This is a genomic window from Alteribacillus sp. YIM 98480 (assembly GCF_009765375.1).
Lineage (GTDB): Bacteria > Bacillota > Bacilli > Bacillales > Marinococcaceae > Alteribacillus.
This window is the reverse complement of record NZ_VTOK01000015.1, coordinates 92,430-111,998: the sequence shown is the minus strand read 5'-3', so window position 1 is coordinate 111,998 and position 19,569 is coordinate 92,430. Positions and strand designations below refer to the sequence as shown.

The window sequence follows — 19,569 nt, the reverse complement described above, 5'->3', positions numbered from 1 at the left end:
AAAATGAAGACAATAAAAAATTTAAATAAAGAGCAGAGGGGAAGCTCGATTGTCATTATGGCGCTAGGCTTAGCGCTTGCCATTTCTCTTATAGGTTTAGTTATAGATGGCGGTCACTTATACATGACACAAAGCCATCTTCAAAAAACCGCTAATGCTTCTGCGCTTTCGGGAGCACAGGAACTTATGAATTCAGATGAAGCTGTCAATGAAGTGGTTGATGAAGTATTAAATGCTCATGGAGAAAGAGAAAGTTTTCTTGACACGGTCATAGAAAATGAACAATCGTTGAAAGTAGATCTTGAGAAACCAGTACCTGTGTTTTTTTCTTCCTTATTTGGGGTAGAAACAGTTACATTAAGGGCTGATGCGAAAGTTGAAATAAGTACGATAGGAGAAGCAGCAGGAGCGGTCCCATTTGGAATCGATGAATCTACCATTTTACATTACGGAGAAACGTACGACTTAAAAGTAGATGCGGGAGATTCCGAAGCCGGGAATTTTGGTATCTTGGCTTTAGAAGGTCCCGGCGCTAAAACGTATGAAGAAACGTTAAAGTTCGGATATGAGGAAACGTTGAAAGTTGGAGACGTGGTAAACACCCAAACCGGTAATATTGCTGGTCCGACAGAAAATGGCGTAAATTACCGAATGGATGCTTGTCCTGAGGGGAATATATATGATAGAGATTGTGAGCGAATTATGACTGTCCTTGTTTATAAACCTGTCGGAGACAGCAGTAATTTCAAGCAAGTAGAAATTACCGGGTTTGCCTACTTTTATCTTCAAGAACGAATGGGGAAAAATGATGACTCTGTAAGAGGCACGTTTATTAAAAGAGTAGGAGCAGGAACAGCCGGCAGAAATAGTGCTGATCGCGGGGCTTATACAGGCAGACTAACGCAGTAGGGGGATGGGGAAAGCATGAGACCTAAAAAACTAGTATTGTTCGCTGTACTTGCAGGACTAATAACGACAATTATTTTTTATTTTTTTATCAATCGTTTAGGGACTAATGAAACAGTAGACATTGAATCAGAACCCATGACAGAAGTTGTGATAGCGGCAGTTTTCCTTGAGGCCAATCAACAAATCAACGAAGATTCACTGGAAATAAGAGAAGTGCCTGAGGACCAGGTTCATCCCAATGCGGTACGTACTGCAGATGAAGTTACAGGAGCTTATACAGCAGATCCAATTGAAGAAGGGGAAGTTATACTAGAACATCGTATTCAACAAGAAAATGACGCAGCTGCTCCTGCTGCCCAGCGGGTGGACCCTGGGATGCGGGCGGTATCGATTGACGTAGATTACGTAAGCTCTGTGTCCAACCTGATTGAACCCGGAGATTATGTTGATGTCGTTTTAAGCAGACGGAATGAAGAAAACAGTGAGGAATTAAAAAGTGAAATTTTATTAGAAGAAGTACAAATATTATCGGTCGGTAAACGGATGACAGAGACACAAGTAAATGAAAGTGGAGAAGAGTCAACAGAAGATTACCAGGCGGTTACATTGGAATTAAGTGTTGAGGATACAGTGACGATCATTAATGGCAGTGAAACAGGCTCGCTTCAGTTAGCTCTACATAGTAAGCAAATTCCATCCGATGAAGAAGAGACAGACGAAGAAGAAAACGAACCGATAGAGGAGTCAGCTGTTATAGCACCGCTTCCAGAAGAGACGATAGAAGAAAACGAAGGGCAAGAGAACCCTTTTGAAGCCACTCCTGAACAAGAACAAGAGCCGGTAGAAGAGGAGCCCGAAAATAATAGCAATGAGCAAGCGCGCTTTTATTTTACTCCATTCACGACAAGAGCCAATATCCGGGAAGAACCAAGCTTAACAGCTAACATACTAAGTGTAGTGGATGGAGGAACACAACTGATCTACACAGATGAAATGGTCAAGGATAAAGATAATCGATCCTGGGTGCTTGTGGAATTTGGGAATGGCAGCCGCGGGTGGATAAGCAGCCGAATTATTGAACTAGAAAACGAATAGAAAGGGGATAAGGTTATGGCCAGTAAGAGACCGAGTGCATCTCAAGTACATAGACAAACTGCTAAAAAAATGATTGCCGTATGCAGCGCAACAGGCGGTACTGGCCGTACAACCTTAACTGTAAATACAGCCTCTCTTTTGGCAGCTAAAAGTAAAAAAGTCACTGCTATTGATGGAGATTTGCAATTCGGCGATTTGAGTCTAGCTATGGATATTCAACCAGATGTTACGATAAAAGATACTGTCCATCTACAAGAAAGAGAAAAACTCATAGATTTATGCAATAGGCATGAAAGCGGCGTTCGTGTCCTTTCTGCTCCTTCCCGCCCGGAAGAAGCTGACCTTATTACAGAGGAGCATTTGGATTGGGTCATAACGTCCTTAAAAGAAGCCAATGAGTATCTTTTAGTCGATACGGCCGCTGGTTTAAATGATAGAAGTCTGCCGTTTATAGAAAATGCAGACCACATTGTAGTCGTTACTACAGGAGGTATGGCAGCGTTAAAAAATGCTAAATTAATGATTGGTATATTAGAAGAGTTAGAATTAAACGGCAAAATAAGCGTAGTAGTCAATCGCTCTACCGCCAAAGGAAGTTTAATAAAAGAAGATCTCACCTCCTTGCTTCAAGCAGAGCGTGTTTTTTATTTACCGGAAGACCGGAAACACGTTTCCCATTCCCAAAACACAGGACAGGTGCTCTGTTTAAACTATCCAAGGTTAGAAATTTCAAAAGCGATTATGTCTATGGCCGAGGAATTATTCCCAGAGACCCATTACGGAACTCCGTATATTCCTCATAAAAGGTTTCAGCGGATCATTCAACGAGTAACAAGCAGAAGGAGGAAATAATCGTGAGCTTGCTTGAAAGAATCCAATCAAAGAACCGGCCGTCTTCTATCAAGAATGACGCTTCTGCGCAAAGGGAGGCTCAGTCAGAACAGCTTCTCAACAACAAGAACGGGACTGTTCAATCAAAGGAGAAAGGCAGAGAAAACAAGCGGGCTAATAAATCTGAAGATAAACATGCTGAACTTAAAAACCTTGTTTTTAAGCATATTTTAAAAGAAAGAAAAAAGGAAGATATTGAAGAAATCACTCTCCAATTAGATGATATTATCTCTGAAATTATATCAGAAAATGATAACATGCCAGAAATTAGTGAACGTGATAGAGAAGACGTCATAGAAGAAATTGCGAATGACCTGACAGGATATGGTCCTATTAATCCGCTGCTTCTTGATGAAGATGTTTCAGAAGTCATGGTAAACGGTCCAGATCAAGTATATGTAGAACGAAACGGGAAACTTATCCTCTCGGATGTTACTTTCCGGGACAATGAACATGTCATGCAGGTGCTAGAAAAAATTGTAGCTCCTCTTGGACGACGGATAGATGAAAGCAGCCCAATGGTTGATGCTCGTTTAAAAGATGGTTCAAGGGTAAATGCGATTATTCCCCCGTTAGCTCTTGGCGGACCTACCATTACAATTCGTAAATTTTCCAAAGATCCGTTTACCGTTGAAGATCTCATACGATTTGGAACGATGACAGAAGAAATGGCGAGGTTTATAGAGGCATGTGTGGAAGCAAAGCTTAATATTTTTGTAAGCGGCGGTACTGGTTCAGGGAAAACAACGACATTAAATGTCTTATCTTCTTTTATTTCTAATGAAGACAGAATTGTAACTATAGAAGACGCGGCCGAGCTGCAGCTAGGACAAGAACATGTCGTGTCTTTAGAAACACGTCCTCCTAATATTGAAGGAAAAGGAGCCATTACGATTCGTGATCTTGTAAGAAACTCACTGCGTATGCGTCCGGATCGTATTGTGATTGGAGAAGTGAGAAGTGGAGAAGCGTTAGATATGCTGCAGGCCATGAACACAGGGCATGACGGGTCACTTGCTACAGGGCACGCAAACAGTCCGCGGGATATGATTTCCCGCTTAGAAACCATGGTGTTAATGGCAGGAATGGAACTACCTGTTAAAGCGATCCGAGATCAGATCGCTGGAGCACTGGATGTGATTATTCAACAATCCAGATTGAGGGACGGAACGCGCCGCATTACTAGCATTACGGAAGTACAGGGACTAGAAGGAGATATTATCGTTTTACAGGAAATTTTCACTTTTCAACAGATGGGTATAGACGAAAATGGCAAAATTATTGGAAAGCTTGTTCCTACCGGGGTAAGGCCCAAATTTTACGAGCATATGGAACACCAGGGCATTTACCTCAGTCCGTCTATCTTTATGGAGCAAGGGATGGGTGAGTAAGTATGGCCGTGATACTAGTTCTCTCTATATTTATTACTAGTTTTCTATTTCTTATCACAATAGCCTCTTTTTTTTCTCATTCTGCAACGGAATCAAAAGAAGAAGAGATACGACGTCCTGCTGCCAAACTTTCTTTTAAAGATGTTTTAAAAGATTATAATCAGAAGCTGCTCCTGTTGTTAGTACGCAAAAAAAAATCAACAAAAAGAAAGGATAGTCTTGAGAAAAAATTGACAGCTGCTGGGCTTCCTATGAAAGCGGAAGAATTTATGATTTTTCATATATTTGCGGTTTTAATCAGCGGGGGATTGGCACAGCTCATTTTTCAATCGATCGGTGCTGCTTTTATCGGAGGATTAGTCGGCTTTATTTTTCCTAAGGTTTGGTTGACGCAGAAGCAGAGAAAACGTTTAAAACAATTTAATGATATGCTCCCTGACATGCTGGCGACGATTACAGGGTCTCTCAGGGCAGGTTTTAGTTTTCCTCAATCCTTGCAAATGGTCGGTGCGGAGTCTTTTTCTCCTATGAAAGAAGAAGTCCAGCTTGTGTTAAAAGAAATGCAATATGGAAGCACACTCGAAGAAGCATTAAATGCCTGGACCAAGCGAATGCCAAGTAAAGATTTAGAACTTTTAGTCGAAGCGATTGTCATTCAAAGGCAGGTAGGAGGAAATCTAGCTTATTTGTTTGACAAGATCGTGGAGACAACAAGAGAGAGAACAAGGATTGAAAATCAAGTAAAAACATTAACCGCTCAGGGGCGGTTATCCGGAATTATTATTAGTCTTCTTCCACTAGGTTTAGGAATGGTTATTTATCTTATGAATCCAGAGTACATTACCACATTATTCACTCATCCAATCGGCCAGGTTATGCTGATAGCTGCTGGTATAAGTGGAATATTAGGATTTATTTTGGTAAGAAAAATTACGCGAATTGAGGTGTGAAGATGCTCGTTTTGTATGTTAGTTTTTTTGTTTTCGTGAGTCTCAGCCTCTATTCTTGGCTCGTTTACCGGTATGAGAAAAAGTACCTCATGGAAAGAAGAATTAATACTTATTTTTACTACACTAAAGCTTCATTAAAAGAGATGGATGAAGAAGAGTTATCTTTTTATCAGCGGGTTTTTAAACCGGGTTGGAAGAACGTGAAGAAGCGGTTCCAAAAGAAATTGAATCGAGAACGCATCTCTCAGCTTGAAAAGAAACTGCTTCAGGCAGGCCAGCCTTTTGGATGGAGTCCTGTAGAATTTCAATTATTTCAATACCTTCTTGCTGTTGCTTCTCCATTAATAGTATTTGCTGTGTTTATTGTTCTTGGTCAGCCAGTCAGCCGTTCGGTATTAATTGCTTTAGCAGTCATTCTCCTTGCCCTGTTTTTGCCGCGGTATTATTTAAAGGTGAAGGCTCAAAAAAGAATCCAAAATGCACTGAAAGAACTGCCGGATACGCTCGATTTATTAACAATAAGCTTAGAAGCGGGGCTTGGCTTTGATGCAGCGTTAAGTAAGGTTGTTACTAGTAAACAGGGAGTGCTGGCCGATGAATTCCAGAACTGTTTAGAAGAACTGCGTTTAGGAAGAACAAGGAAAGAAGCGCTAAGCGGCATGTTAGAAAGACTTTCTTTCGATGAACTGAAAAACTTTATTTACAATGTTATCCAAGCAGAGCGACTCGGGATTGGAATGGTCAATGTATTAAAAGTCCAGGCAGAAGATGTCCGGGAGAGCAGAAGGCAAAGAGCGGAAGAAGCAGCAATGAAAGCCCCCATTAAAATGATGTTCCCGCTTGTTCTATTTATTTTTCCAACCTTATTTATCATCTTATTAGGCCCGGCAATATTACAATTTATGGAGGCCTTTTAACGGAGGGAAAATTTAAAAAGTCAGGTTTTAATTTCCGGTTTCCACACATACTATCCGACTCCGAATAAGCAGCCCCCTGTATCTTTTCCAAATAGTAAAATTATTCGAACAATATGATTGACACTTTGTTAGATTAAAAAGCAAACAAATTACGTTATAGTGAAACGTAACCAGATAAAACACTTGGTGGGAGGGCTAAAAGAAATGACGGAAATTTTAAGAACCCTTGTGAGAGGAAAATGGAAGACGATATGAGAAATGATAGCGTGGAGGTGAAACGTTCAATGAGTACCCCTGAAGAATTGTATAAAAAAGATAACCAGTATGTATGGCACCACATGAAACCGTACCAAAAAAATCAAAACGCCATGGTGGTGCAAGAGGCGGACGGAGCTTGGATCACCGATATTGAAGGGAATCAATTGTTAGACGGAATGTCTGGATTGTGGTGTGTGAATGCCGGATATGGACGAACCGAACTAGCGGACGCTGCTGCAGAACAACTTCGAACACTGCCTTATTATCCGCTGTCAAACAGCCACGTACCAGCAATTGAATTAGCAGATAAGTTAAATGACTGGTTAGAAGGGGAATACCGCATTGTTTATGCCAATAGTGGTTCCGAAGCAAATGAAACAGCTTTTAAGTTAGCGCGTCAGTATCATAAACAAAACGGCTCCCCGCAGAAATACAAATTTATCTCTCGCTACCGTTCTTATCACGGCAGTACGTTAGGAGCTTTAGCAGCAACAGGTCAAGCTCAGCGAAAATATCTTTATGAGCCGCTTCCGCCTGGTTTTGTCCACGTTCACGCCCCAGAAGAGTACAGAATACCAAACGGAAAAACGTTCGAAGAGTGGAGCCTGGAATGTGCGCAAATGATAGAAGACACTATCATTTGGGAACGTCCGGAAACAGTCGCAGGCGTTATTATGGAGCCTATCATCACCGGCGGAGGCATTCTTATTCCGCATGACTCTTACTTGAAAAAAGTGGAGCAAATCTGCCGTAAACATAACGTTTTGCTTATGATCGATGAAGTTATCTGCGGATTTGGCCGAACGGGCAAAAAATTTGGATTTCAGCACTATAACATTACCCCGGATATTGTAACGATGGCAAAAGGTATTACAAGCGGCTACCTTCCGCTGGCAGCTTCAGCAGTACGCCAAGAAATATATGAACCGTTTAAAGAAGAAGGAGAAGACTCACATTTTCGCCATGTTAATACGTTCGGAGGCAATCCAGCTGCCTGCCGTCTTGCTTTAAAAAATCTTGAAATCATGGAAAAAGAAGATTTATGCACGAAGTCGAAGAAAAACGGAGATAAGCTGCGAGAAAAACTAGCAGAGCTTGAGAGTCATCCAAATGTTGGGAATATTCGTCATAAAGGATTGTTGGTTGGCTTAGAGCTAGTCGAGGACAAATATTCAAAAAAGCCGGCATCCTCATCGTATCTTGCTAAGATCATGGGAGAGTGCAAGAAAAACGGATTGATTGTTGGAAAAAACGCTGACACCGTGTCGGGTTACAGCAATGTACTCACACTTGCCCCTCCGTTAAATATTACCGAGGAAGATTTAACATTTATCGTAAAAACATTAAAAAATGCGTTCAATGATTAGAAACACAGAAAAGGCAAAAAAGAATTTCAACCAGTATAGAATGCGTTCTAGATGCAGCCTTTGTTTTGCCTCTTGCTTCTGATGAAAAAATTTCATTTGCGTGCAATTTTTATGTAAGGAACAGGAAAATAATGTAAGAGTTTGAAACGTGCTACGAACCCTTAAAGGTGATACGATTAGAATGGCCTTCTCTTTTTGAAGGCAGTAAAAATCGAACCTTTAGGGGTTTTTAAATATGTCGTAGCCTTCATGATGTTAATGAAATATTGGCCCTTTTGAAACATGTTTTTTATAATAAAAAAGAAGAAGATTCAAAATATTAGATCTTAAAAAAGGAGGTTTTGTCATGGCAGAGCAAGAAAAAAAGCTGGATATGCGGTTTAAGTTGGCACACCGGGAGGCATGGATCGGCATAGGACTTGTTCTTTTTAATTTTATATGGTGGTTCGGTTTTGCTTATGGTCTCGGTTCAGCTCCAGTCGAAGAATACAGCTATATCCTTGGTATGCCTGCCTGGTTTTTTTACAGCTGTGTTGCAGGTTCTATTCTAATGATGGTTTTAGTTGCTGTCATTGTGAAATCATTTTTTAAAGAAGTTCCCTTTGAGGTAGAGGAAGAGGAGGAGAAGGTATGAACTGGGATGTTGTTATTCCGCTGCTTATCTTTCTTGCTTCCATTTTTATTATAGGGTTTTGGGCTTCGCGCAAAATAGCCTCAAAAAGTAATTTTTTACAGGAGTATTTTTTAGGAAGCAGAGAACTTGGCGGATTAATTTTAGCAATGACGATGATTGCTACATATGGAAGTGCGAGCAGTTTTGTAGGAGGACCTGGGGCTGCTTACAGCCAAGGGCTTGGCTGGGTGCTGCTTGCAATGTCGCAAGTGGCAACGGGATACTTTGTCCTTATGATTTTAGGGAAAAAATTTGCCATAAAGGCAAGGCAGTATAAAGCGGTGACTTTGGTTGATTATTTAAAAGGCAGATATAACAGCAAAGCGGTTGTACTCCTCAGTGCGCTTAGTATTATTATTTTCCTTTTTTCTGCAATGACCGCCCAGTGGGTTGGCGGTGCCCGTTTAATTGAATCATTAACTGGCTTATCTTATATTTCGGCTTTATTCATCTTTGCTGTTTCGGTCATTATTTATGTTATTTTCGGTGGATTTCGTGCCGTTGCTGTGACAGATACGCTGCAAGGAATCGTCATGTTTTTTGGTACATTAATCATTTTAGTAGGAACCATTATTGCCGGCGGCGGGATGGGGAACATCATGAGCGATCTTGCGAATGAAAATCCTAATCTAGTAAGCCCGTTTGGTCATGACGGGAGTTTAACACCATTATATGTTTCATCCTTTTGGATTTTAGTTGGAGTCGGTGTTGTAGGGCTTCCGCAGGTCGCAGTCCGGGCAATGTCTTACAAAGATTCAAAGGGAATGCACCGGGCGTTAATTATTGGAACTGTTGTGGTTGCTTTTATGATGTTTGGCATGCATCTTGTTGGTGTCATGGCAAGACCTATTCTTCCTGGCATTGAAGTTGCCGATTCTGTGATGCCTAGGATAGCGATGGAAGTACTCCCGGCCTGGCTTGCTGGTATTGTGCTGGCGGCGCCTATGGCAGCGATCATGTCTACGGTAGACTCCTTGCTTTTACTCGTTAGTTCTACGATTGTGAAAGATGTTTATTTAAATTATGTGAATCCTGAAGCGACAAGGAAAAAAGTAAAGAGTATCAGCTTTGGTATCACCGCCGTTCTTGGAATAAGTGTTTTCGCGCTCGCTTTAAGTCCGCCGGATTTACTCATTTGGCTAAACTTGTTTGCATTTGGCGGCCTTGAATCTGCATTTATCTGGCCGGTCGTACTCGGGTTGTACTGGGCGAAAGGCAATAAATACGGTGCGATGGCATCGATTATTTTAGGGGTAGGCGCGTACAGTGTGATACATAACGTTTGGCCGGAGCCTTTTGGCATGCACACCGTTACGTTGCCCGTCGTCATTTCGTTCCTTGGTTATGTTATTACTAGTTTACTAACCGATCGATCGATCACTTATGCCAACCTGCAAGATGATGCGTCAAATGGATAAGATTTGTATGTTGACATCAGCTGTCCGCAGTAATAATTGGTCCGTGAATATATTCATAGCCAATCAGTGCTATTTCAATCGCTAAACGTTTAGGCATATCAAAAAAATCGCTGCCTGCTAACTCTTCAATCTTCCGGAGCCGGTGGTAGAGGGTTTGGCGAACGATAAATAAGTCTTTCGCTGTTTCTTGTTTATTGCCATGGTGGTTCAAATAGGACTTCAATGTTCGTAAAAGCTGGCTGTTTTTCTTTTGGTCATATTGAAGAAGGGCATGCAAATAATCTTCTATATAAACTCCTAGTACATCGCGCTCTTCCAAGTCAGCAATGATACGATACACATGCAGTTCTTCGTAAATAGATGATACGTTGCTGCCTAACCGCCTTTTCAATGAAAGGGCGGTTTGTGCACTTTGATAGCTTTGGGCCGCTTTTTCCAAAGCTGGCTGAGGCTGGCCAATTGAAAAATCTTTTACGATCGCGTTTTCTATAAGGATGGTAAAAACCTCACTCAATCGTTTATAACATTCTTTGTTCTTTATATTTTTTTCAAAAAGAAGAATATAGACAATTTCTTCTTGAAAAAAGGCCATCAATAATGTGAAGCCGCGTTCTTCAAAAAGCGAGCGTGCTATCATGCTTCGGCTGATAAGAGACGCTGACTCCTCTTTATGGCTTGGTTTTAATCCTCCAAGACAGACGACATGACGGGAAAAAGAAGCATTTGGGTGTATCGTACGAAGGTGAGCGGTGATTTCATTTTCTGTATAGTTACCCATCAGCCAATGTTGGATCCATAATTCTTCTTGGTGCCGTTTTCTTTCCTCGATGTACATGGACCGCATTAATTCCTGAGCCAGCGCTGTTTCTGCTTTATCCGCTGCTAACTTTTGAAATTTATTAAGAGGATTTTTGGAGGATACAGTTAAATGAGCGATGACATGGTTCATGATTTTAATGGCTCGTGTTTCTAAGAAGTTGCCGTTTCCATCCTCACGATGATCGTGAGGGAAAAGTAATTCTGTGCCTTGCTGCGTTTGAAACCGAAGAGAGAGGCCAGTAAATTGATGAAAAGCTTTAAGCAGGGAAGCATGGCCTTTACCGGATAATAAGACATTATTTAGTAAAGAAGAAAGTGTTTCTAATTCGGTCATCATTTCATGATGGCGGTTTAAGAAGATAGAATGGAGGTCTTGGGTTATGTCGATAAATCTCACTTCTTCATGAAAAAGAATAAGAGGAAACGATTTGGCTTTTGCTAATTCAATAACAGATTTGGGTAACGTATGCGTGTATTCTACTAATTCCACACATAAGCCAGCACAACCGTTGTCGATGAGCTGCCGTAAAAAGGAAAGGCAGTCCTCTTCATTATCTTTCCACCCTATCCCAGTAGAAAGAATCAGTTCATTTCCATTCAGTAATTGTCCAACCTTCGTTATATCCATAATATGAACCCATTCTACTTCCCTATGTAAAGAGGCTGGTGAACCGATGACTTCTGCCTCTTGAAAGAGCCGACGTTTCAATACGTCCTGAACAGTCAGCTGTGTCATGTTTAAATCCCCCATTTCTATCCCGCCTTCCTTGTATGAATGGATTTTCTCTGTAAGATAATATAGCAGACAATATGTTAAGTTATATCTATTTTCTTATAATAACTTATACGATTTATATTACAAGATGTTAAAAAGGAAAAATAGTTGGGAGAGGAACGGCATGACTGTTTCACAGAAACCGATACTACATACAACCATTTCTGAAATATTAAAACGTCCCGCGTTCGCGGAGGCTAGTGTTATTGCTAGTGAAAAGGCATTACGTCGAACGGTTACGTGGGTCCACATTGTGGAAGTCACCCATCTTGATGAATTATTAAATGGAAATGAATTAGTCTTGACCACTGGGATTGGCTGGCATGATAGAGAGCAGCTTTCTGTTTCTTTTCTGCGTCAATTAATTGAAAGCGGGGTCTCTGGGTTATGCGTAGAAATGGGGACCTATACCGATACGTTGCCAGAGAGCATGATATCTCTTGCTAAAGCGCATGATTTTCCGATTATTTTATTTCATAAAAAAGTTAGGTATGTTGATATTACTCAGGATTTGCACAGTATGTTTATTCATCAGCACTATGAAATGGTAAAGGAACTAGAACAGCTCTCTCAATCTTTTAATCATCTGCTTTTGAGTGGGAAAGGAATAAGAGATTTACTAAAAGAATTTAATAAGAGTACCGGTTTGGCTGTATGTTATCTGCCTATTCAAGGGGAAAGTTATTTTGTCCCGAATCTATCCATTGAAGAACAAGAGCGCAAGGTGAGTGAATGGGTGCATCATAAAACGATGGAAGAAACTCCTTACCGTCTTTTCCGACCAATTATAGTGCTAGATCAGCATTTTGCGGATCTTATTGTGTTTGATGCGGACCGAAAATGTACTGAATTTGATCAATTAGCATTTGAACGCTGCGCAACTGCAGTGTCGCAAGAAGTCATGCGAACAGCTTATATGCAAGAACGGCAGCAATACAAAAAAAATCAGTGGATTCATGACTGGCTGCACAATAAACATCATCCAAGGGACATCGAAATAGAAATAAAGCGGACTTATAAAGGGACGATAAACGAAGCGGTGATTGGTTTAATAGAAAATCCACAGCTTCAAGCAGATGTCTTAGATAAAGATAGCTTTTTTATTCAAAAACTTATGATTGCTCGTTCTGTCTTTAAAGAACAAGGTATTTTGTTATTATCTTCTATGTTTGAAGACTTTTTTGTATTTATTTTATTGAATGAACGAGAGCAGGGGAGAGAATTATTTCGTCAGCGGTTGTTTAGCAGCTTGCACACCCTGCAAAGCTGGGATGGAAAAGACAACACAGCATTTTTTCAGCATATGGTGTTTGGAAAAGTGGTCAAGAATTTAAACCATGTATCGCAAAGCTTCATATCAGCAAAAGATACAAATGAAGTAAAAAAGAAGATAGGATATTTGTCCATTCCCTTTTATGAGAATTTGCATATTTTCCGAACCATCTTACAGATGGAAGAACAAAAGGACATCGATGATTTTATAGATGATTATTTAGGAGTGCTCATTGATTTTGATCAACTAAAACAGGGGCAGCTTCTAAAAACGTTGAAAGTGTATTTAAACTGTTTTGGTTCAAAACAGGAAACAGCAAAAGCATTATATATTGTTCGCCAAACGTTATATCACCGGCTTAAAAAAATTCATGAATTGTTAGGTGAAGATATTATCAAAGCACCTAAACGATTATCGCTGGAGTTAGCCATGCATGCTTATGAATATAAGTATGGTGAAATTTAAATTCTTCGTCTTAGAAGGAAAGAATCGGAGATAATGCTGAAAAGTCAGCTTCGAATTCCAGATTCAGCAGTAAAGAGGAAAGGTCCAGCGTTATACAAAAAGAATCGGCACTTAGGAGAAAAAATTAATGGTTAGATTGAGGGAACCAGTGCTTAGCGTCACGAATTCAGCGGCTTTTGCACAAATCAGTACTTTCACATTAACAGAGCCCCAATCCTGTAAGGGGGGCGCTAAAAAGAAACTATGAGCGAAGAAACGGCATGAGTTCCCTGTTATACCAGGGAACAGCCTAGCTTTTAAAATATAACGGATCCTCATGAGCACTAGATTTCTTAACTATGGAATCTGTGTCCTTACGCCTAAGACAAGGTGATCCTCTGGTACAGCCACCACGTCCAGCTCCAGGAAAAACCCAATAGTTAACTATTGGGCTGTCAGCTGATAAATTGTTTCTGCTCATGTAAAGGGAGATATGGTGTCTTCTTTTTGCTTTTTTAATAAAAAAGAAAAATACTTTCTGGCGCTGGCGCTTTGTATATGGAGCTGCTCCGTGTCAGCTCCGTTGGAAAACTGTACAAAGGCGCCTTCTAAATTTTCGGTGACATCTGTAATAAAGAAACCGTTGTTTATTAATCGATCTATTTGTTCTTTTTCTTCTAAAAACTCTTTGTGCTCGTGCATAGGCTTGTCTCCTTATCTTATAGGGTTTGAACCTTTGCTGTTTTTTCTTTTACAGGTTCTTCTTCTGCTTCAATCGTCCAGTCTCGTCCTACGGTAATACCCAGGTATTTTTCATCATCCGGGTCTTCAATTTCAGCTTGCTTATATTTTGGAAACCACCAGTATTTTGCAAGCATATAGTAGCTTACGCTGCCGACTGCAAAACCAACTAAGAATGAATAATCCATTAACAGGTATGCACTGGCTCCACCGATAATCCAGGCCAGAAAACCAGCTGCATTCATTCCTTTGTAATATTGGTATTGTCCGTCATGACGGTATAAATCTGGTACATTCACGCGCCGTTTTCTCAGAATATAGTAATCGGTTATTAATATGCCAACAATGGCGGACAAAATACCGCCTACGACGAGGAGAAAGGGAACTAAGATTTCAAACAGCATCCACGGCTGTACAGCGGTGCCTACAATCCCTGCCATGAAAACTCCCACGTAGAAGGGAACTTTAGGACCTCCCGCATTGGAAAAGATCGTCGCTGCCGGAATGACATTAGCAGATGTATTGGTGGACCATTGGGCAAACACTATCATTAACAGCAAGACAGCTAGCCCTATACCGGTTGCGGTTTCTTGCAGGGCAACAACTGGATCAAAGTTACCGAGTGCAATATAGCACACACCGCCGATCAGAACCATAAACGTCTGCACTAAAGGTAAGGACACGACACTGCCTACAAGCGTTCCTTTATTACGCTTCACCCAGCTTCTTTCATACTGAGGAGCTTTAATAAATCGTGAAATCGAAGGGATGTCAGCCGCAAGTGTTGCCCAAAATCCCATATTAGCGAATATAACAATAAGGAAAGCATTGATTGCCGCGGTGCCGGTCAGCGGTGCTTCCACGCTGTTCCATACATTATTTCCCCCTTCTAATGCGGCATTGGATAAGACAAAGTACATCCAGATGGAGATAATGATAATAACTGGTGCAGCCAGGTCGGCGAAGCGTTCTACTGCTTTAATGCCGATAGCAGTGTTCACAAGCTGAGCGGTTGCAAATACTGCATAACAGAGAAGCCAATTATCAAAACCAGTTAAGATATTCAAAATACCATTAATAGCAGTGGATCCGAAAAATGTATTGATCCCAAACCATATGGAAGCGGTCACTCCGCGGGTGAGTGAAGGGATATGGGTGCCTGCTGTACCAAATGGAGCCCGCATATAAACTGGAAACGAAAGACCGTGTTCAATACCGATATCCCCGACGATGGTTATGAAAAGGCCGATGGCAACAGAACCTATTAGAGAAGCAAGAACTACCCAGCCAAGCGGAAGGCCAAGTACCCCGTCTCCTCCAATCGCAAAAGCGGCCAGGACGACGGCCATCCCTACCCACATCAAAGAAAAGCCAAAGGTGCTTATTTTCTTTTTAGCATGAGAAACTGGCAGCAAGTCAGGGGATTTTAAATAACGGTCTTTTGGATTCATACTTACCTCTCCTTTTTTATTATTTTGATTTTTTGACAGGAGCCAATTTCTTTGTGAAAGTTCATTTTTTCATTTTTGGTTACATAGATGCCGTTTCCCGAAAAGGGGAGTGTTGCTGGTTGAATGTTTCTCTTTTTAAATAAGAGCCAGAGCCTGGTACGGCGACCAGTTGTTTATCTTGTATGACAGTATTGCCTCTTACAAGCACGGTTTCTACTTCTCCAGTTATCTTCATCCCTTCAAATGCACTGTAATCAACTGCCATATGATGGGTATCTGCACTTATGGTTCTAGTTGCCTCCGGATTAAAAATAACGAGGTCGGCATCACTTCCGGCTGCAATCGTTCCTTTTCTCGGAGCAAGGCCAAACAGTTGCGCTGCTTTGGCAGAAGTAAGTTCGACAAACTTTTGTAACGAAATCCTTCCTTTTGCCACGCCTTCAGAATAAAGAATGCTGAAGCGGTCTTCGATCATCGGTCCACCATTTGGAATTTTAGTAAAGTCATTTTTACCTAGATCTTTCTGCCCTTTAAAGTCAAAGGAACATTGGTCTGAACCAATTGTTTGTAAATCACCGCAATGAATGGCTTTCCATAAGACATCCTGGTTTTTCTTTTCGCGGAGCGGGGGAGACCATACGTATTTCGCTCCTTCGAAATTTGGTTTTTCCATATAGCTTTGATCAAGCATTAAATATTGAGGGCATGTTTCCCCATAAATACGGGCTCCCTTTCTTCTTGCTTCAGCAATTTTTTGAACAGCTTCTTCACATGAGACATGAACCACGTAAAGCTGGGAATCAGCCAGATCCGTTAATTGAGCCGCTCGTCCTGTCGCTTCTCCTTCTATTTCTGGAGGACGGGTTAAGGCATGATGAATTGGTTCTATTTTTCCTTCTGCCAGCGCTTTTTCTGTTAAATAATGAATAACATCCCCATTTTCAGCATGAACCATGACTAGAGCACCAAGATCTTTTGCGGCCAGCAGCGTTTGGAAAAGGGTTTCGTCATCAGCTTGAAATACATTTTTATAAGCCATAAAGACTTTAAAAGAGGTAATGCCGTGATTGTCTATAATAGCAGGCAATTGTTCCATCACTTTTTCGTTCATTTCGCCGATCATAAGGTGAAAGCTGTAATCAATGACTGCTTTATCTTTCGATTTCATGTGCCACGTTTGAATAGAGTCTTCAAGCGGCTTGTTCTTATCTGTTAAGCAAAAATCGATAATAGTGGTGGTGCCGCCAAAAGCAGCAGCGATCGTTCCAGTTTCAAAATCATCTTTTGTTACAGTTCCGCCAAACGGCATGTCAAGATGGGTGTGAGGGTCAACACCTCCAGGAAATACATAACGGCCAGAAGCATCAATGATATCCGCATTTTGTTCGGGGAGCTCATTACCGATTGATTTGACTGTCTCTCCTTCAATGAGAATGTCGGCTTGATAACAATCACTTGCGGTTACAATGGTGCCATTTTTAATAATTGTACGGTTCATTTTGGCATTCTCCTTTCTTATTTAGCAGGCATCAAGGAAAGCAGCGACTGTCTTTCATTCCATGTCATAGGCTCATCTCCCGTTTGCCGTGGTGCCTCAACCATATCAATCGCTCCATCCACCGGACATACAATCGAACAGAGATTGCATCCTACACAATCTTCTTCTCTAACCTGTAAAATATCGTTTCCTTGATCATCTTTGTGCATATCAATGCATTGATGCGAGGTGTCCTCACAAGCAATATGGCATTTATTGCAGTTAATACAGGCATCGTTATTTATTCTAGCTACAACACGATAATTTAGATCAAGCTCTCCCCAGTCGGAAAATTTAGGAACGGATTGACCTATAAGCTGGTTTACACTATATATTTGTTTTTCATCTAAATAGTTGTTCAGTCCGTCTATCATATCTTCTACGATACGAAAGCCATGGTGCATCGCAGCAGTACAGACTTGAACATTGGATGCACCCATCAGCATAAATTCTACAGCTTCTTTCCAAGAGGAAACGCCGCCCATTCCAGAAATAGGAACCGATATTTCCGGATGTCTGGCACTTTCAGATACCATGTTTAGAGCAATTGGTTTTACAGCCGGGCCGCAGTATCCGCCATGAGCTCCTTTGCCGGCTACATTAGGAATCGTATTCCACGTGTCAAGATCAACACCAGCAAGGCTGTTGATGGTATTAATCATGCTGACTGCATCTGCGCCTCCTTGTACGGCAGCTTGAGCGGTAAAGGTAATATCTGTAATATTAGGAGTTAATTTCACGATTACCGGTGTTTGAGCTGCTTCTTTTACCCAGGATGTCTGCTTCTCAACTAGTTCAGGAACTTGACCAGAAGCAGAGCCCATTCCGCGTTCTGCCATTCCATGAGGACAGCCGAAGTTTAATTCCAGACCATCTACGCCTGCTGCCTCTACTTTTTTTACGATTTCGTGCCACTTTTCTTGTTGGGGTTCTACCATAATAGATCCGATGATTGCTCGGTCAGGAAATTTCCGTTTCGTTTCCTCTATTTCACGAAGGTTAGCCTCGAGGGAACGGTCGGTGATAAGCTCGATATTATTAAATCCTGCTACTCGTTGACCGTTAAAAGTTGTACTGGCAAAACGGGAAGATACATTTAAAATAGGGTCGCCCATAGTTTTCCAAACGGCACCTCCCCAGCCTGCTTCAAAAGCCCGCTGCACTTGATATCCGCTGTTTGTAGGGGGAGCAGAAGCTAACCAAAATGGGTTGGGGGAGGTAATGCCAGCTAGCGATGTGGTAAGATCAGCCACGTTTCATTCCTCCTTTGATTTAAGCAAGGTGTACGTTTTTCTCCGTGAGTGCTTTATGGACAGAAACGGCAGCTTGTTTTCCTTGTTCTGCTGCAGAAACGACCATTGCTTCTCCCTGTCCTTTTCCAAAGATACTGTCTCCGATGGCGTACACGTTTTCTTTTGACGTAGCCAGGGTTTCAGGGTCTACCGTAATAACACCGTTATCATGGTCAATAGAAAAGGCCTCAATTAAAGAAGAGTGCCGAGATTGACCAATTGCTCTAATTACTATATCCACGTCTAAAGTATCTTCCGCTCCTTCTATAGGAACGGGGGCCATACGTTTATCATTCATCGATTGTATGAGCTTCATCGGCTTTACTTTTAAACCATTGACATTTCCGTCCTTCCCCGCCGTAATTTCTGAAGGGGAAGAGAGCCATTGAAATTCGACACCGTCTTGTTTTGCAAATTCGAACTCAAATGGGTAAGCGGTCATTTCTTTTTGAGTGCGGCGGTAGACGATTTTTACATTTTCTGCTCCTAAACGAACAGAACACGTAGCAGCATCAATAGCTGTGTTACCAGCCCCGATTACAGCAACTCGCTTGCCTGCTAAATGTTTGGTTAAAGGTCTGGTTTTGGTTTCTTTTACAAAATCAATTGCATCATAGACACCGTTCAATTCTTCTCCTTTAATGCCGAGCTTTGGTACATTGGCCATTCCAATAGCTAATATAACGGCGTCAAACATCTCCATAATGAGATGGGCATCGATATCTTTACCTACTTCTACACCTGTTTTTATACGGACACCAAGCTGTTTTACTTGTTGAACCTCCCATTCTACAATGTCTTTTGGCAGTCTAAAGGAAACAATACCGTGAGCGTTTAAGCCACCGGCTTTTTCCTCTGCTTCAAAAATAGTTACCTCATGCCCGAAACGAGCTAGTTCTCTTGCAGCTGACAAACCCGCAGGTCCTCCACCAATAATAGCAACGCTGCTAGAGGTATGCTTTTCTCGTTGAAACAGCTGCTGCTCATTTTTTATCGCCCAATCTGTAGCATATCGCTGTAGATCGCCAATCATAATAGGGGATGATGCATCATTTAATACACAAGCCCCTTCACATAACTCTTCGGTTGGACAAACCCTTGAACAGCTTGCACCTACTGGATTGGATTCCATAATGGTCCGGGCCGATCCCTTCAGGTTGTCAGTAGCAATTCCTTTTATAAACGTCGGAATATCAATACCTGTCGGGCAAGCAGTGATACAGGGTGCGTCATAACAATAAAGACAGCGATTTGCTTCTTCAACAGCTTCTTTTTGTTTTAAGCCGGGATTTGCTTCTGCAAAATTCTTTTTAATGTCTTTTAAAGAGACCCAAGGTTCTGGTTGGCTGCTGGACAAGGTCAATCCCC

The 19,569-nt window shown here is 41.4% G+C and carries 16 protein-coding genes; 10 read left to right on the top strand and 6 right to left on the bottom strand.

The window, feature by feature from the left end; translation table 11 throughout:
• The first annotated feature begins 3 nt into the window (after positions 1 to 3).
• The 9 genes from FZF09_RS17965 to panF all read left to right on the top strand — a co-directional run bounded on the left by FZF09_RS17965 (position 4) and on the right by panF (position 9,869).
• On the top strand, positions 4 to 909 hold the full coding sequence (locus FZF09_RS17965; protein WP_158737976.1) for a pilus assembly protein TadG-related protein: 906 nt from the start codon (positions 4 to 6) through the stop codon (positions 907 to 909).
• Positions 910 to 924: 15 nt separating this feature from the next.
• Positions 925 to 2,004, top strand: a complete 1,080-nt coding sequence (cpaB, locus tag FZF09_RS17960; RefSeq protein WP_158737975.1) for a Flp pilus assembly protein CpaB — start codon at positions 925 to 927, stop codon at positions 2,002 to 2,004.
• Between the two features lie 15 nt (positions 2,005 to 2,019).
• Complete coding sequence (locus FZF09_RS17955; RefSeq protein ID WP_158737974.1) at positions 2,020 to 2,856, top strand: CpaE/TadZ family protein; 837 nt, start codon at positions 2,020 to 2,022, stop codon at positions 2,854 to 2,856.
• Positions 2,857 to 2,858: 2 nt separating this feature from the next.
• On the top strand, positions 2,859 to 4,286 hold the full coding sequence (locus tag FZF09_RS17950; protein ID WP_158737973.1) for a TadA family conjugal transfer-associated ATPase: 1,428 nt from the start codon (positions 2,859 to 2,861) through the stop codon (positions 4,284 to 4,286).
• Positions 4,287 to 4,288: 2 nt separating this feature from the next.
• Positions 4,289 to 5,236, top strand: a complete 948-nt coding sequence (locus FZF09_RS17945; RefSeq protein WP_158737972.1) for a type II secretion system F family protein — start codon at positions 4,289 to 4,291, stop codon at positions 5,234 to 5,236.
• An 89-nt stretch (positions 5,237 to 5,325) separates the two neighbouring features.
• Complete coding sequence (locus FZF09_RS17940) at positions 5,326 to 6,153, top strand: type II secretion system F family protein (protein WP_233269544.1); 828 nt, start codon at positions 5,326 to 5,328, stop codon at positions 6,151 to 6,153.
• A gap of 284 nt (positions 6,154 to 6,437) precedes the next feature.
• Positions 6,438 to 7,778, top strand: coding sequence for an aspartate aminotransferase family protein (locus FZF09_RS17935; protein WP_158737970.1), 1,341 nt, complete (start codon positions 6,438 to 6,440; stop codon positions 7,776 to 7,778).
• 346 nt (positions 7,779 to 8,124) lie between these two features.
• A complete protein-coding gene (locus tag FZF09_RS17930; protein WP_158737969.1) occupies positions 8,125 to 8,412 on the top strand; it encodes a YhdT family protein in 288 nt (95 codons plus the stop codon).
• Positions 8,409 to 9,869 carry a sodium/pantothenate symporter gene (gene panF / locus FZF09_RS17925; RefSeq protein WP_158737968.1) on the top strand — a complete coding sequence of 487 codons (1,461 nt, stop codon included), beginning with the start codon at positions 8,409 to 8,411 and terminating at the stop codon, positions 9,867 to 9,869. Before FZF09_RS17930 ends, panF begins: the two co-directional genes overlap by 4 nt.
• Before the next feature lie 16 nt (positions 9,870 to 9,885).
• Here panF and FZF09_RS17920 read toward each other — a convergent pair whose 3' ends face one another.
• The gene (locus FZF09_RS17920; RefSeq protein ID WP_158737967.1) at positions 9,886 to 11,439 is read right to left on the bottom strand and encodes a PucR family transcriptional regulator; all 1,554 of its coding nucleotides are present in this window, start codon (positions 11,437 to 11,439) and stop codon (positions 9,886 to 9,888) included.
• A 148-nt stretch (positions 11,440 to 11,587) separates the two neighbouring features.
• Between FZF09_RS17920 and FZF09_RS17915 the strand changes: the two genes are divergently transcribed.
• On the top strand, positions 11,588 to 13,201 hold the full coding sequence (locus FZF09_RS17915; RefSeq protein WP_158737966.1) for a PucR family transcriptional regulator: 1,614 nt from the start codon (positions 11,588 to 11,590) through the stop codon (positions 13,199 to 13,201).
• Between the two features lie 456 nt (positions 13,202 to 13,657).
• On the opposite strand, the gene FZF09_RS17910 is transcribed toward FZF09_RS17915, so the two are convergent.
• From FZF09_RS17910 to FZF09_RS17890, 5 genes are all read right to left on the bottom strand, one after another.
• The gene (locus FZF09_RS17910) at positions 13,658 to 13,882 is read right to left on the bottom strand and encodes a hypothetical protein (protein ID WP_158737965.1); all 225 of its coding nucleotides are present in this window, start codon (positions 13,880 to 13,882) and stop codon (positions 13,658 to 13,660) included.
• A gap of 17 nt (positions 13,883 to 13,899) precedes the next feature.
• A complete protein-coding gene (locus FZF09_RS17905) occupies positions 13,900 to 15,372 on the bottom strand; it encodes an NCS1 family transporter (protein WP_158737964.1) in 1,473 nt (490 codons plus the stop codon).
• A 79-nt stretch (positions 15,373 to 15,451) separates the two neighbouring features.
• The gene (gene hydA, locus FZF09_RS17900; RefSeq protein ID WP_158737963.1) at positions 15,452 to 16,870 is read right to left on the bottom strand and encodes a dihydropyrimidinase; all 1,419 of its coding nucleotides are present in this window, start codon (positions 16,868 to 16,870) and stop codon (positions 15,452 to 15,454) included.
• Between the two features lie 17 nt (positions 16,871 to 16,887).
• On the bottom strand, positions 16,888 to 18,162 hold the full coding sequence (preA, locus tag FZF09_RS17895) for an NAD-dependent dihydropyrimidine dehydrogenase subunit PreA (RefSeq protein ID WP_158737962.1): 1,275 nt from the start codon (positions 18,160 to 18,162) through the stop codon (positions 16,888 to 16,890).
• 19 nt (positions 18,163 to 18,181) lie between these two features.
• On the bottom strand, positions 18,182 to 19,558 hold the full coding sequence (locus tag FZF09_RS17890) for an NAD(P)-dependent oxidoreductase (protein WP_158737961.1): 1,377 nt from the start codon (positions 19,556 to 19,558) through the stop codon (positions 18,182 to 18,184).
• Between the last annotated feature and the right edge of the window lie 11 nt (positions 19,559 to 19,569).